Here is a 12,963-nt window from a genome sequence, read left to right as displayed (position 1 = left end):
ACAAAACCCTCGCGGAGCGCCGGATGAGACCTAGGCTTCGCGGCCTCGCATTACCATTTGAAATACTGCCATTCGGACCTCCCGCAAATGAATCGCGGAAAGGTCCTTATAAAGACGCCCCGATGCATCGCCAAGATCAACTCACGCCAAAAGTGTATCTGGTCCAACCACTGCGATTATTTTGCAACAATGCGGCAAACCATCGCCGCGCGCCGCTTCATCCGGGATCGCGATCGAACCGCATGTAACGGCCATCGGTCGATGGCTTGAATCCAAGCTTTTCATACAAACCATGGGCGTCGCTGGTCGACAGGCTCCAGTGGAAAACAGTCCTGACTTCAGGATGATCGATAAGGGCCTGGACGAGCCGGCTGCCGATGCCCTGCCCGCGATGCTCGGGCCAGACGATGATGTCGGCGAGATAGGCGAACACGGTGCGGTCCGTGATCGCCCGGCCGAAGCCGACTTGCTTGCCATCGATGTAAGCGCCGACGCAAAGCGAATTGGCAAAGGCGCGGTGATGGACTTCGTCACTGCGCCCGGCGCCCCAATAGCTCGCCATCAGCAGGTCGGATGTCGCACGGAAGTCGATCCGTGACATGTCGAAGCTGATTTCACAGTCGGGCATGGCTACCCTTGCCTGCGGCATGGCGCGAACTTTCGGTCAGGAAACAGTGTCCAGCCGATCCCTGAAACGGTTGGTGATGGGATAGCGGCGGTCGCGGCCGAAATTCTTTTTGGTGATCTTCACACCGGGTGCTGCCTGCCGGCGCTTGTATTCGGCGATGTAGAGCAGGTGTTCGATGCGCGTCACCGTCGCCCGGTCATGGCCGCGCGCGACGATGTCGTCGACGCCCATCTCGTTTTCGACCAGGCATTCAAGGATATCGTCCAGCACCGGATAGGGCGGCAGCGAATCCTGATCGGTCTGGTTCTCGCGCAATTCCGCCGACGGCGCCTTGTCGATGATGTTCTTCGGGATCACCTCGCCCGAGGGCCCAAGTGCGCCCGGCGGCACGTGGCTGTTGCGCCAGCGCGACAGCGCGTAGACCTGCATCTTGTAGAGGTCCTTGATTGGATTGAAGCCGCCATTCATGTCGCCATAGAGCGTGGCATAGCCGACCGACATCTCGCTCTTGTTGCCGGTGGTGACGACCATCGAGCCGAACTTGTTGGAGATCGCCATCAGGATGGTGCCGCGCGCGCGGCTCTGCAGATTCTCCTCGGTAATGCCTTCCTTGGTGCCTTCGAACATCTGCGTCAGTGCGTGCAGGAACCCTTCGACTGGTTCGAAGATCGGCACGATGTCATAGCGGCAGCCGAGCGCACGGGCGCAATCCTCGGCATCCTTCAGCGAGTCCTTCGAGGTATAACGGTAGGGCATCATCACCGCGCGCAGCCGTTCCTCGCCGAGCGCATCGACGGCAAGCGCTGCGCAGATCGCCGAATCGATGCCGCCCGAAAGACCAAGCACGACGTTCTTGAAACCGTTCTTGTTGACGTAGTCGCGCAGGCCCAGCATGCAGGCGCGATAGTCGGCTTCCTCCCGTTCCGGGATTTTCGACATCGGCCCTTCCGAGCAGACCCAGCCTTCGCCTTGACGCTTCCAGGTGGTGACGTCGACTGCTTCCTCGAACTGGCTCATCTGGAAGGCAAGTGTCTTGTCAGACCCTATGGCAAACGAGGCGCCGTCAAAGATCAGCTCGTCCTGACCGCCAAGCTGGTTGGCATAGATCATCGGCAGCCCGCATTCGATGACCTGGCGGATGACGACCTGGTGGCGGACATCGATCTTGGCGCGATAATAGGGCGAGCCGTTCGGCACCAGCAGGATTTCCGCCCCGCTTTCGGCCAGCGTCTCGCAGATGTCGACGTCGCCCCAGATGTCCTCGCAGATCGGAATCCCGATGCGTACGCCGCGGAAATTGACCGGTCCCTGGATCTCCGGTCCGGCCTGGAAGACGCGCTTCTCGTCGAACTCGCCGTAGTTCGGCAGATCGAGCTTGTAGCGCTCGGCAATGATCTTGCCGCCATCGGCGAAGACGATCGAATTGTGCGTGCCGCTCTTGCGCTTCAGCGGCGTGCCGATGATGACGCCCGGCCCGCCATCGGCGGTATCTCTGGCGAAGTCTTCGGCCGCCTTTTCGCAGGCTTTCAGGAAGGCCGGCTTCAGCACCAGATCCTCCGGCGGATAGCCGGCGAGGAAAAGCTCGGTGTAGAGCACGAGATCGGCGCCCTGGCGGGCGGCATCCGCCCGCGCCTCGCGGGCCTTGGCGAGGTTGCCGGCAATGTCGCCGACAGTCGGATTGAGCTGGGCAACGGCGATGCGCAGGATGTCGAGTTTCTTGGTCATGTCTGCTGACTTAGCGCGGCAAATTTCGCCGGGCAATGGCGTTCGTTTGGACCACTTCGGACGATTGACGTACGTCAATCGTGCCCCGACCGAATGACTAATGTCATTCGTGGCCAGACAGCCTTGTATCAGTCGTCGCCCATATATTCGCGCAACGCTTGCGGCGAATGGTTCTCGCCGATCGACATCGCCAGGATGCGTGAAATATGCCGGCGCGGCAGACGCGTCTCCGCCGCCCATTGATTGATTTGCCTCTGGATCTTGTCCAGGTCCTTCTTCGAGGTCGGGCTTTCGGCGATGTCGAGGCCGGCGTCGCGCAGAGCCGCGGACATATCGCCCGAAATGACGAAGGCATCCCAACCCAGCCAGCGCAGAAAATACTGGCCGGTGTTGCCGCCGAGCCGGCTGCCATGCTTGCCGAGGTAAGCCATCAGCCCGACCTGATCATCAGCCGGCCAGTTGGCGAGGAATTCGCCGAAGCCGCCGTGCTCCTTCGACACGCGCTCGACGAAGGCAGCATTGTCGCGAACGGATTTGATCTTCTGCGGATTGCGCACGATGCGCTGATCGGAAGCCAGATCGTGCCAGAAATCATCGGGCTGGAACAACAGCCGCTTCGGCTCGAAACGCAGGAATGCCTCTTCGAAGCCTGGCCATTTCTGTTCGATGACGCGCCAGACGAAACCGGCGGCAAAGACGCGCTCGGCCATAACAGACAGAATGCGATTGTCCGCAATGTCAGCCACGGCGGCATTGTCGGGCACCGGACCCAGCAGTGACGTCAGTTCCTCCTCGCCGCCTTTGCGTTTTGCAGCGCGTGCGCGGATTTTCTTGAAATCGGGCATTCTGCTTGCATCCTCACGTCGTGCTTTTGACGAACCGGCATCTTCCTATATGGAAACCAGGCTGCCAAGCCGATGCATTGTATGGAGACATCCATGAACAAGACCGTGCCCGAACTGGCCAATCGCTGGCTGAGGCGAAACCCGGAGAATTTGAGCGAGCTTGAGAGGCGGGTGCTGCAGAGCACCGTCGACCGCAAGCCCATATCGCAGGACATCAACGACAGTCTTGCCGGCCTTCAGGGCGCGGGCGACCGTGTCGCCGACGCCATTGCGCGCGTCGGCGGTTCGTGGACGTTCATCCTGTCCTTCATCGCCTTCCTGATCCTCTGGATCGGCGCCAATTGGTGGCTGCTGGGGCGAGAGTCGTTCGACCCCTACCCCTTCATCTTCCTCAACCTCGTGCTTTCGATGATCGCCGCCTTGCAGGCGCCGGTGATCATGATGTCGCAGAACCGCCAGGCGGCGCGCGACCGCATCGATGCCGCCCACGACTACGAGGTCAATTTGAAGGCCGAGATCGAGATCATGGCGCTGCACGAAAAGCTGGACGAGCTGCGCCACAGCCAGATCATCGGCATGCGCGACGAGATCGCGCAGATAGCCGAACAGCTGAAGCGAATTGACGAACGGCTCACCCCCCAGACCCAACCCTCATGACGCAGGCCATCCATCATTTCATCGAACAGTATGGACTGCTTGCCGTCTTCATCGGCTGCCTCGCGGAGGGTGAAAGTGCCGCAATCCTCGGCGGCTTCTTCGCCCACCAGCAGGTCTTCGTCTTGTGGCACGCCTTCCTTGCGGCTGGCCTCGGCGCCTTCATCGGCGACACTTTCTTCTTCATCCTTGGACGAAGCTTTGCCGACCATCGCTATGTCGTAAGGTTGCGCACGCGGCCCGGCTTTCGCCGCGCCTACCGTCTGCTCAATACCCACCCCAACATTTTCGTGCTGTCGAACCGCTACGTCTACGGCATGCGCTTGGTCGGCGGCATCGCGGCCGGACTTTCCAATATCCCTGCGCCGCGCTTCGTCGTCCTCAACGCCATCTCATCGGCGATCTGGGCGGTGCTGTTCGGCACGATCGGTTATGTCTTTGGACTGGGCGCGGAACACTTCGTCGGCCAGGCTTTGATGCGTCACGAGCGATTGCTCGTCGGGCTAGGCATCGGCCTGACCGTGGCGATCCTTGCCTGGTTCGTCGCACGTCACATCGCCAAGAAGGAGCGCGCCAAGGAGAGCTGATCTGGGCAGGCCGTCCAGGGACGTCCTAGGCTACGCCGAGCGCCACATCACCCCGATCGAGGATCAGCGGGATGATCAGGTCTTCCTCGTCGGCAAGATGCCGGGTCAGCATGGCGATCAGCCGGCTGTTTTCGTCGGCATAAGCGTCGGCGGCGAACCGCTGTCTGTCCTCGCTCTCCTGAAGCGTCTTGATGAAGGCATTGGCAGCCTCGGCATTGCGCTCCAGCCCTTCATGGATGATGTGGTGGTCGGCATCGAGGATCTCGAAGCCGCGCTTCAAACGGGGCTCGGCCTTGGCGAAGACCGGGAAATATTGGTAGTCCTCGACATTGTGGTGACCGTCGAGATTGCCGAGAAAATGATTGAGGCGCGGCGCGAACCAGCGCGCGAAGTCGGGCGCTGTCAGCTTGCCCTCGCGGTAGTCGCCAATGCCATTGGTCAGCATGCCGCCAAGTTCGCGGAACATGTCGTGCCGCTGCAGCCACATATTGGCGATGCCATGGATGTTGGCATGGTCCTGCCAGTTTTCACGCGGGTATTTTTCGACGAGCCAGCGCAGATCGTCCGGCAGGCCCACGCGTTCGAGAAGCAGAAAGTTGGTGGCCTCGGTCATGACAGTTTCCTTTGGTAACCGTCATATAGGAACTGGGATCCTAGATCGGTAGGCCGGTGATCCGCTCGATGATGGCGATGCCCCAGACGCCGGCGACGATGAGCACCGAAATCAGTACCGCCAGCGAACCGCAGTCCTTGGCCAGCTGGATGTCAACGTTGAACTCGCGGCTGAAGGCGTCGCAGGCCGCCTCGATCCCGGTGTTCAACACTTCGACCATGATCAAGAGCAGCACCGCACCGATGAGCAAGGCATAGCCGCGCCACGAAATCGAAACGAACCAGCCGAGCGGCAAGGCCAGCGCCAGCAGCATCAGCTCCTGCTGGAAAGCCTTTTCGCTGACGGCCAGTTTGCGAAACGCCCGCACCGAATTGAAATAAGCGTCGATCAGCCGCTGCATGCCAAACCCCTTTCCGAATCACCGGCACGGGATAATGCAATGGCTGGCCAGATCAATGGAATAAGGTGACTTGTCCAAGATTCATTCCGCGACCGGGATGGACGGCGTCGACTTTTCAAACTGCGGCAGCCCGTCGCCGATCGAATAATAGTCGCCCTTGTCACCGACAAAGATATGGCATTCTCCCTCGAGACTTGTCGGCCTGTCGAACGATCCCGCCATGACTGAAATGTAGTCCTGGTCTCGCGGCTTCCAGAACAGGACCGACCCGCATGTCTTGCAAAACCCGCGCCTGGCGAAGGCTGACGCTTCGTACCAGGTGATGCTTTCCGTGCCTTCGATCACGATGTCGGCGTTGGCAACATTGGTCGCGGCATAGAAATGTCCGCTCTGCTTGCGGCATTGCGAGCAATGACAATAGACGACGCCGCGCAGCGCTCCGTGCGTTTTGAAGCGAACCGCTCCGCACAGACACGATCCCCGGTGACTATCACTCACGTCGACCCCTCCTTGAAGAAAACTCTGACTGGCATCAGCATCGCCATCAGGATTCCAGCTTTGCGGCGCCCACACGCAAGCAAATGCGACATGTATTGGCGCGGCAAATCCGAAATTCAGTTCCATTTTTAAGAGCGCAATGCGCGAATTTCCGATTCAAAGCCACCAAACTGGCGTCGGTATGGATTGTTATGCCCGAATTGAAGCTTCTACAGCCGCAGGTAGAGAAAGACGTGTCCGTTTTTTTACAAATTAAGGAAACTTTAGCGCCAGCGCATTTATGGTCACGGCAAGCGAAGGTCGCGGGTGGGGGCGCATCCTTCGTAAATTGTTCTGAAGTGCCTGTCGCATTCCCCAGGTCGGCGACACAGGGAACCCGCGAATTCTGCGGTGGGATCCGAGGGGAAGAACCAAAAATGCAGCCGGCAGCTCTCCCGACCGAACGAAGCACTGACATCGCAGCCACCGCTGTTGCCACAATGCGCCAGCTGGGCGTGCTCGGCCTGCCGCGCAACTACGAGATCTTCTACGAGGCCCTGAGCGGCACCAATCGCGAACTCAGCCTCGCCGTCGTTTCGCTGAGCAGCCGGCCGACACAGGATGAACTGGATCAGATCGGACGCACTTTCTTTGCCCACAATCATGGCCCCAGCATTGTCGAGCGTGCCAGAGACGTCATTGCCAGGGAGCTCGAGGAAGTCGCTTCGCTGTTGAGGAGCGAGCGCAGCCACATCGAGAAATACGGCAGAATCCTCGATGAGACATCGAGCGGCCTCAGCGGCCGCAGCCTTCTCTCTCAGGATCTTTTGCAGAAGATCGCCAACGCCATGGCGATTGCCACCAATTCGACGATCGATCACGGCCGGCAGGTGGCCTCGACGCTCAGCGACAAGACGGCCGAACTGGAGAGCGTCAAGTCGAAGCTCGAAGAGTACAAGCGGCTGGCCGACACCGATCCCTTGACCCACATCTGGAATCGCCGCGCCTTCGACAAGGAAATCACCAGGATCTACAACAGCAACAAGGGTATCCTGTTCAACGCCTTGGTCCTTGCCGACATTGATCGCTTCAAGGACATCAACGACCGCTACGGCCACCCGGTCGGCGACAAGATCATCCAGATCATCGCCGACATCTTGCAGACCAGCATTCGCGGCGACATGTTCGTCGCCCGCACCGGCGGCGAGGAGTTCGCGCTGATCATCGAGGGCGCCAGCGAGGACGCCACCTATGAGATCGCCGAGCGCATTCGCGCCCTGATCGAGCAGACGCCGTTCACCAGCAGCCAGACCGGCACGAATTACGGCACCGTCACCGTCTCGATGGGCATCTGCATGGCATCCGAGGCCGAGGGGCCGGAGGATCTCTACACCAAGGCCGACCGGGCGCTCTATCGCTCGAAGGTCAGCGGCCGCAACCGCGTCACCAAGCACTCGACGATGGCTGGCCGGGCCGGCAAGAGCTGGCTGCTCTACAAGAAGGACTGAAGCCTTCTATTTTGCCGATCGCGCCAGCACGGGCGTAGGCACAAACTATCGGCTGAAAATGAAAAAGGCGCCAAGTTTCCAAGACGCCTTATTGATCAAATTGAAGTGGCCGGATCAACCGTTGACGGCCTGCTTATGCTGCACCGGGTGGCTCTTCTTCAACAGATCCGAGACCAGGAACGCCAGTTCGATCGCCTGATCGGCGTTGAGGCGCGGATCGCAATGGGTGTGATAGCGATCCTGCAACTCCTCGGCCGTGATGGCGCGCGCGCCCCCGGTGCATTCGGTGACGTTCTTGCCGGTCATCTCGACATGGATGCCGCCCGGATGTGTGCCTTCGGCGCGGTGCACCTCGAAGAAGGTCTGCACCTCCTTTAGGATGCGGTCGAACGGCCGCGTCTTGTAGCCTGCGGCCTCGATCGTGTTGCCGTGCATCGGGTCCGACGACCACACCACGGAGCGGCCTTCCTTCTGCACCGCGCGAACTAGCTTCGGCAGGTGGTCGGCGACCTTGTCGGAGCCGAAGCGGGCGATCAGCGTCAGCCGGCCGGGCTCGTTTTCGGGGTTGAGCAGGTCGATAAGCTCCAGCAGCCCGTCCGGCGTCAGCGACGGGCCGCATTTCAGGCCAAGCGGATTCTTGATGCCACGGCAATATTCGACATGCGCATGGTCGGGCTGGCGGGTACGGTCGCCGATCCAGATCATGTGGCCTGAGGTGGCGTACCAGTCACCGGAGGTCGAATCGACGCGGGTCAGCGCCTCCTCGTAGCCGAGCAGCAGCGCCTCATGGCTGGTGTAGAAATCGGTCTCGCGCAGCGCGTAGTTGGTTTCCGAGGTGATGCCGACGGCCTTCATGAAGTCCATCGTCTCGGTGATGCGGTTGGCGAGCGATTCGTACTTCTCGCCCTGCGGACTATCGGACACGAAGCCGAGCATCCAGCGGTGCACATTCTCCAGGCTGGCATACCCGCCCTGCGCGAAGGCGCGCAGCAGGTTGAGCGTTGCCGCCGACTGGCGGTACGCCATTTCCTGGCGGGCAGGATCTGGAATGCGCGACTTGGCGTCGAATTCGATGCCGTTGATGATGTCGCCGCGATAGCTGGGCAGCGTCACCCCGCCCTTGGTCTCGTTGTCGGACGAGCGCGGCTTGGCGAACTGGCCGGCAACGCGGCCGACCTTCACCACCGGCTGCGCGCCGGCGAAGGTGAGCACCACCGACATCTGCAGGAAGACGCGGAAGAAGTCGCGGATGTTGTCCGCGCCATGCTCGGCGAAGCTCTCGGCGCAATCGCCACCCTGGAGAAGGAACGCGTCACCGGCAGCGACAGCCGCGAGCTGCTTCTTCAGCTTGCGCGCCTCTCCTGCAAAAACCAGCGGCGGAAAGGTTGCGAGCTGGGCCTCCGTGCTCTTCAGCGCGGCAAGGTCCGGATAGGCAGGAACCTGCTTGATCGGCATTGCTCTCCACGAATTCGGCGACCATTTCGTCATCGCTGCACCCAACGCTCTTTCCGAGCAATTCCAGGAAAAGCGTGAAACGGTTTTCCGTCTGGAATTGCGTCAAACAAACAAATGGGCGCCATCGCCCGCCAATCCGCCCCATAGGGGATCGCGGCTCCATACACGAAGCCGATTTCCTATTCTAGACCGGAATTCAAGCGCTGGCGAATGTGCCGGCTGCGCTAGGCAGCCTTCTCCACCAGCCGTGCCAGTTGGGTCATCACCACCGCCGAACCCGCCAGCCGCTTTTCGGCCGTCGGCCAGTCGCGCACGAACACGACGCTGTGGTCCGGCCGGATCTTGGCCAACGAGCCCTGCTCGCCGATGAACCGGACCAGCCCGACCGGGTTGGAGAATTCGCGCTTGCGGAAATGGATAACAACGCCCTTCGGCCCGGCGTCGAGCTTCTCGACATTGGCTTTGCGGCAGAGCGCCTTGATGAAGACGATCTTGAGGAGATGCTTGACCTCTTCCGGCAGCGGGCCAAAGCGGTCGATCAGCTCGGCGCCGAAAGCATCGATTTCCTCGGTGTTTTCGAGATCGCCGAGACGGCGATAAAGCGCCAGCCTGAGCTGCAGGTCCGGCACATAGCTCTCCGGGATCATCACCGCCGTGCCGACGGCGATCTGCGGCGACCAGCCGCCATCCTGCACTTCGCCGGAATCCTTCACCTCGGCGACCGCCTCTTCCAGCATCTGCTGGTAGAGCTCGAAGCCGACCTCCTTGATGTGGCCGGACTGTTCTTCGCCGAGAAGATTGCCGGCGCCTCTTATATCGAGGTCGTGGCTGGCCAGCTGGAAGCCGGCGCCCAGCGTGTCGAGCGATTGCAGCACCTTGAGCCTCCGCTCGGCGGTGTCGGTCAGCTTGCGGTTGGCCGGCAGCGTGAACAGCGCATAGGCGCGCACCTTCGAGCGGCCGACGCGGCCGCGCAGCTGGTAGAGCTGCGACAGGCCGAACATGTCGGCGCGATGGATGATCAGCGTGTTGGCGGTCGGGATGTCGAGCCCGGATTCGACGATCGTTGTCGACAGCAGCACATCGTACTGGCCGTCGTAGAAGGCATTCATGATGTCGTCGAGTTCACCCGGCGGCATCTGGCCATGGGCCACCGCCACCTTCAGCTCAGGCACGGATTCTCTCAGGAAATCATGGATTTCCGCCAGATCGCTGATACGCGGAACGACATAGAAGGAATGCCCGCCGCGATAGCGCTCGCGCAGCAGCGTCTCGCGAATGACAAGCGGATCGAAGGGCGAGATGAAGGTGCGCACCGCCATGCGGTCGACCGGCGGCGTGGCGATCAGAGACAGCTCGCGGACCCCGGTCAACGCCAGTTGCAGCGTGCGCGGGATCGGCGTCGCCGACAGCGTCAGCACGTGCACGTCGGTCTTCAGATCCTTCAGCCGTTCCTTGTGCTTGACGCCAAAATGCTGCTCCTCGTCGATGATCAAAAGGCCGAGATTCTTGAACGAGATCGCGGAACCAAGCAGCGCGTGGGTGCCGATAACGATATCGACCTGCCCTTCGGCGATGCCCTTCTTGGTTTCGGCCAGCTCCTTGGCGCCGACCAGCCGCGATGCCTGGCCGACGCGGATCGGCAGGCCAGAAAAGCGCTGTGAGAATGTCTTGAAATGCTGGCGCGACAACAGCGTCGTCGGCACCACCACCGCGACCTGAAAACCCTCCATCGCCGCGATGAAGGCGGCGCGCAGCGCCACTTCGGTCTTGCCGAAACCGACATCGCCGCAGATCAGCCGGTCCATCGGCTTGCCGGCGGCAAGATCGTCCCGCACCGAGTCGATCGCGGTCTGCTGGTCGTCGGTCTCTTCATAGGGGAAGCGCGCAGCGAACTCGCCATAGAGGCCTTCGGCCGGCACTAGTGGCGGTGCGGAGCGCATCTGCCGCTCGGCGGCGATCCGGATCAGCTGCCCGGCCATGTCGAGCAGGCGCTTCTTCAGCCGCGCCTTGCGCGACTGCCAGGCGCTACCGCCAAGCTTGTCCAGCGTCGCCTCGGCTGTGTCAGAACCGTAGCGCGACAGAAGCTCGATGTTTTCCACCGGCAGGAATAGCCGGTCGTCGCCGGCATAGTGGATTTCCAGGCAGTCATGCGGCGCGCCGACCGCTTCGATCGTACGCAGGCCGATGAAGCGGCCAATGCCGTGGTCGGCGTGGACGACGATGTCGCCGGCCGACAGCGCCGAGGCCTCTGCAATGAAATCCGAGGGACGCTTCTTGCGCTTCGAGCGTCGGATCAACCGGTCGCCGAGAATGTCCTGTTCGGCGACGACGACCAGTTTTTCGGTCTCGAAGCCGGATTCGAGCGGCAGCACGGCCAAGGCCGCCTGACCCGGTTCGAGTTGTTCGGCTTCCGCCAGCGTCGCGACCTGCTTGAGGTTGCCGAGATGATGTTCGGCAAGGATCTGGCCAAGCCGGTCGAGCGAGCCTTCGGTCCAGCCGGCAATGACAATGCGGCGGCGCGCCGCGCGCTCGTCGGCGATGTGTTTGACGACGACATCGAAGACATTGATGCTGGGGTCGGCGCGTTCCTCGACGAAGCTGCGGCCATGGCGCGAACCGGCGTGGTAGACTTTTTTCGAGCCGGCGTCGGGCGCGTCGAACGGCGTGAAATCGATCGCTTCGCGCGGCCCGAGCGAGGCGATCAGATTTTCCGGCGAGAGATAGAGCAGGTCCGGCGGCACCGGCTTGTAGGGTACGGCGTCCTTCAGCGCACCGTCGGCCTGCTTCCTGCGTGCCTCGTAGTGGTCGAGGATCAGCGTGTGGCGCTCGGCCAGCGCCTCATGCGCCAGATGGTCGAAAATGACAGGTGTATCAGGCAAATAGTCGAATACGGTTTCCAGCCGCTCGTAGAAGAACGGCAGCCAGTGCTCCATGCCGGCGAAGCGACGCCCTTCGCTGACCGCCGCGTAGAGCCCGTCATCGCGCTGTGGCGCGCCAAAAGCTCCGATATAGGAGCGGCGGAAGCGGCTGATGGTTTCCGGCGTCAGCGCCACTTCACTCATCGCCTGCAGGGCCATCGACTTGCGCTGGCCCGTGGTGCGCTGGGTGGCGGCATCGAAGATGCGGACCGATTCCAGCGTGTCGCCGAAGAAGTCGAGCCTGAGCGCTTCGGTCCAGCCGGGCGCGAACAGGTCGAGAATACCGCCGCGCACCGCGAATTCACCGATACCGCGAACGGTTGGCACGCGCTCGAAACCAGACGTTTCCAGTCGCGACACCAGCACGTTCATGTTGATCTGGTTGCCGGGCCTGGCATGAAAAGTCTGTGCCTCGACCAGTTCGGCCGGTGGAATCCGCTGCAACAGTGCATTGGCGGTGGTGAGAATGACGGCGCGGTGCGGCTTTTTCGCCAGCGCGATCATGGCCGTCAGCGCGTCGAGGCGTTTGGCGGCGGCGTCCGAACCGGGGGAGACGCGGTCGTAGGGCAGGCAATCCCAGGCCGGCAGCTCCAGCACGGGAAGGCCGGGCGCCGCGAAGGACAGCGCCTCGATGATCGCCGGCAGGCGCTGGCCGTCGCGTGCCACGAACAGAACCGGCTTGTCGGGCGCGATCTCGAGTGCCGCCTGCACCAGCGCAAAGGCTTCGTAGCCGTCGGCGACGCCGTCGACAATGAACTGGCCGGCACGGCCTTTCGGCAGGCCGATGATGGGAATGAGGCTCATGAAATCAGGTCGCTCAAAATGTCATGGAGTGGCGGAAAGCCAGGATCTTTTGCAGGACGGCACAATCGATATCGGCCGGGACCGGGCGTTCGCCGGTGACCATGGGCAGGAATTCGGTGTCGGGAATGTCGAGGAGCCTCTCATATTGGTCGATTTCCTCGCCGGTCAAGGTACCGATCTCAGCATCGGCGAAAGTGCCGAGGATCAGGTCCATCTCGCGCATGCCGCGATGCCAGGAGCGAAACAGAAGCTTGCGGCGGTGGGCGTCCAGCCCCTCGCTTGATCTCGTCGTTCCGGTCATTGTGCCGCATCCTCACTTGCTGCGGCGCATATAGCGTGGATAGAAGGT

12 protein-coding genes are annotated in these 12,963 nt (G+C 61.6%); 3 read left to right on the top strand and 9 right to left on the bottom strand.

Annotation, left to right across the window (positions count from 1 at the left end):
- Nucleotides 1-217 precede the first annotated feature (217 nt).
- The 3 genes from EJ076_RS19535 to EJ076_RS19525 form a co-directional block, all read right to left on the bottom strand.
- Complete coding sequence (locus tag EJ076_RS19535) at nucleotides 218-628, bottom strand: GNAT family N-acetyltransferase (protein ID WP_126068973.1); 411 nt, start codon at nucleotides 626-628, stop codon at nucleotides 218-220.
- A gap of 36 nt (nucleotides 629-664) precedes the next feature.
- The gene (locus EJ076_RS19530; RefSeq protein ID WP_126068972.1) at nucleotides 665-2,353 is read right to left on the bottom strand and encodes an NAD+ synthase; all 1,689 of its coding nucleotides are present in this window, start codon (nucleotides 2,351-2,353) and stop codon (nucleotides 665-667) included.
- 128 nt (nucleotides 2,354-2,481) lie between these two features.
- A complete protein-coding gene (locus tag EJ076_RS19525; protein WP_109669312.1) occupies nucleotides 2,482-3,198 on the bottom strand; it encodes a DNA-3-methyladenine glycosylase I in 717 nt (238 codons plus the stop codon).
- Between the two features lie 93 nt (nucleotides 3,199-3,291).
- Here EJ076_RS19525 and EJ076_RS19520 point away from each other — a divergent pair, with 93 nt between their 5' ends.
- Entirely contained in the window at nucleotides 3,292-3,855 is a 564-nt protein-coding gene (locus EJ076_RS19520) for a DUF1003 domain-containing protein (RefSeq protein WP_126068971.1), read from the top strand.
- A complete protein-coding gene (locus EJ076_RS19515) occupies nucleotides 3,852-4,439 on the top strand; it encodes a DedA family protein (protein ID WP_126068970.1) in 588 nt (195 codons plus the stop codon). The genes EJ076_RS19520 and EJ076_RS19515 overlap by 4 nt, the downstream gene beginning before the upstream one ends.
- 25 nt (nucleotides 4,440-4,464) lie before the next feature.
- Here EJ076_RS19515 and EJ076_RS19510 read toward each other — a convergent pair whose 3' ends face one another.
- The 3 genes from EJ076_RS19510 to EJ076_RS19500 all read right to left on the bottom strand — a co-directional run bounded on the left by EJ076_RS19510 (nucleotide 4,465) and on the right by EJ076_RS19500 (nucleotide 5,950).
- The gene (locus tag EJ076_RS19510) at nucleotides 4,465-5,052 is read right to left on the bottom strand and encodes a hemerythrin domain-containing protein (protein ID WP_126068969.1); all 588 of its coding nucleotides are present in this window, start codon (nucleotides 5,050-5,052) and stop codon (nucleotides 4,465-4,467) included.
- Nucleotides 5,053-5,092: 40 nt separating this feature from the next.
- Nucleotides 5,093-5,452 carry a diacylglycerol kinase gene (locus tag EJ076_RS19505; protein ID WP_109669321.1) on the bottom strand — a complete coding sequence of 120 codons (360 nt, stop codon included), beginning with the start codon at nucleotides 5,450-5,452 and terminating at the stop codon, nucleotides 5,093-5,095.
- A gap of 81 nt (nucleotides 5,453-5,533) precedes the next feature.
- Complete coding sequence (locus EJ076_RS19500; RefSeq protein WP_109669387.1) at nucleotides 5,534-5,950, bottom strand: GFA family protein; 417 nt, start codon at nucleotides 5,948-5,950, stop codon at nucleotides 5,534-5,536.
- A 416-nt stretch (nucleotides 5,951-6,366) separates the two neighbouring features.
- Here EJ076_RS19500 and EJ076_RS19495 point away from each other — a divergent pair, with 416 nt between their 5' ends.
- Nucleotides 6,367-7,437, top strand: a complete 1,071-nt coding sequence (locus tag EJ076_RS19495) for a diguanylate cyclase (RefSeq protein WP_126068968.1) — start codon at nucleotides 6,367-6,369, stop codon at nucleotides 7,435-7,437.
- Between the two features lie 114 nt (nucleotides 7,438-7,551).
- Here EJ076_RS19495 and EJ076_RS19490 read toward each other — a convergent pair whose 3' ends face one another.
- The 3 genes from EJ076_RS19490 to EJ076_RS19480 all read right to left on the bottom strand — a co-directional run bounded on the left by EJ076_RS19490 (nucleotide 7,552) and on the right by EJ076_RS19480 (nucleotide 12,915).
- Nucleotides 7,552-8,925: a 3-deoxy-7-phosphoheptulonate synthase class II gene (locus EJ076_RS19490; RefSeq protein WP_126068967.1), complete on the bottom strand. Its 1,374-nt coding sequence runs from the start codon at nucleotides 8,923-8,925 to the stop codon at nucleotides 7,552-7,554.
- A gap of 191 nt (nucleotides 8,926-9,116) precedes the next feature.
- A complete protein-coding gene (mfd, locus tag EJ076_RS19485; RefSeq protein WP_109669327.1) occupies nucleotides 9,117-12,614 on the bottom strand; it encodes a transcription-repair coupling factor in 3,498 nt (1,165 codons plus the stop codon).
- Nucleotides 12,615-12,627: 13 nt separating this feature from the next.
- Nucleotides 12,628-12,915: a succinate dehydrogenase assembly factor 2 gene (locus EJ076_RS19480; protein WP_109669329.1), complete on the bottom strand. Its 288-nt coding sequence runs from the start codon at nucleotides 12,913-12,915 to the stop codon at nucleotides 12,628-12,630.
- Between the last annotated feature and the right edge of the window lie 48 nt (nucleotides 12,916-12,963).

This window comes from Mesorhizobium sp. M7D.F.Ca.US.005.01.1.1 (assembly GCF_003952545.1).
Lineage (GTDB): Bacteria > Pseudomonadota > Alphaproteobacteria > Rhizobiales > Rhizobiaceae > Mesorhizobium > Mesorhizobium loti.
This window is presented reverse-complemented; position numbering and strand designations above follow the sequence as displayed.

Bases quoted from the DNA above. Each gene is read 5' to 3' on its own strand.
- EJ076_RS19535 (WP_126068973.1), bottom strand. From the start codon at position 628: ATGCCCGACTGTGAAATCAGCTTCGACATGTCACGGATCGACTTCCGT.
- EJ076_RS19515 (WP_126068970.1), top strand. From the start codon at position 3,852: ATGACGCAGGCCATCCATCATTTCATCGAACAGTATGGACTGCTTGCC.
- EJ076_RS19480 (WP_109669329.1), bottom strand. From the start codon at position 12,915: ATGACCGGAACGACGAGATCAAGCGAGGGGCTGGACGCCCACCGCCGC.
- EJ076_RS19530 (WP_126068972.1), bottom strand. From the start codon at position 2,353: ATGACCAAGAAACTCGACATCCTGCGCATCGCCGTTGCCCAGCTCAAT.
- EJ076_RS19490 (WP_126068967.1), bottom strand. From the start codon at position 8,925: ATGACGAAATGGTCGCCGAATTCGTGGAGAGCAATGCCGATCAAGCAG.
- EJ076_RS19525 (WP_109669312.1), bottom strand. From the start codon at position 3,198: ATGCCCGATTTCAAGAAAATCCGCGCACGCGCTGCAAAACGCAAAGGC.
- EJ076_RS19520 (WP_126068971.1), top strand. From the start codon at position 3,292: ATGAACAAGACCGTGCCCGAACTGGCCAATCGCTGGCTGAGGCGAAAC.
- EJ076_RS19505 (WP_109669321.1), bottom strand. From the start codon at position 5,452: ATGCAGCGGCTGATCGACGCTTATTTCAATTCGGTGCGGGCGTTTCGC.
- mfd (WP_109669327.1), bottom strand. From the start codon at position 12,614: ATGAGCCTCATTCCCATCATCGGCCTGCCGAAAGGCCGTGCCGGCCAG.
- EJ076_RS19495 (WP_126068968.1), top strand. From the start codon at position 6,367: ATGCAGCCGGCAGCTCTCCCGACCGAACGAAGCACTGACATCGCAGCC.
- EJ076_RS19510 (WP_126068969.1), bottom strand. From the start codon at position 5,052: ATGACCGAGGCCACCAACTTTCTGCTTCTCGAACGCGTGGGCCTGCCG.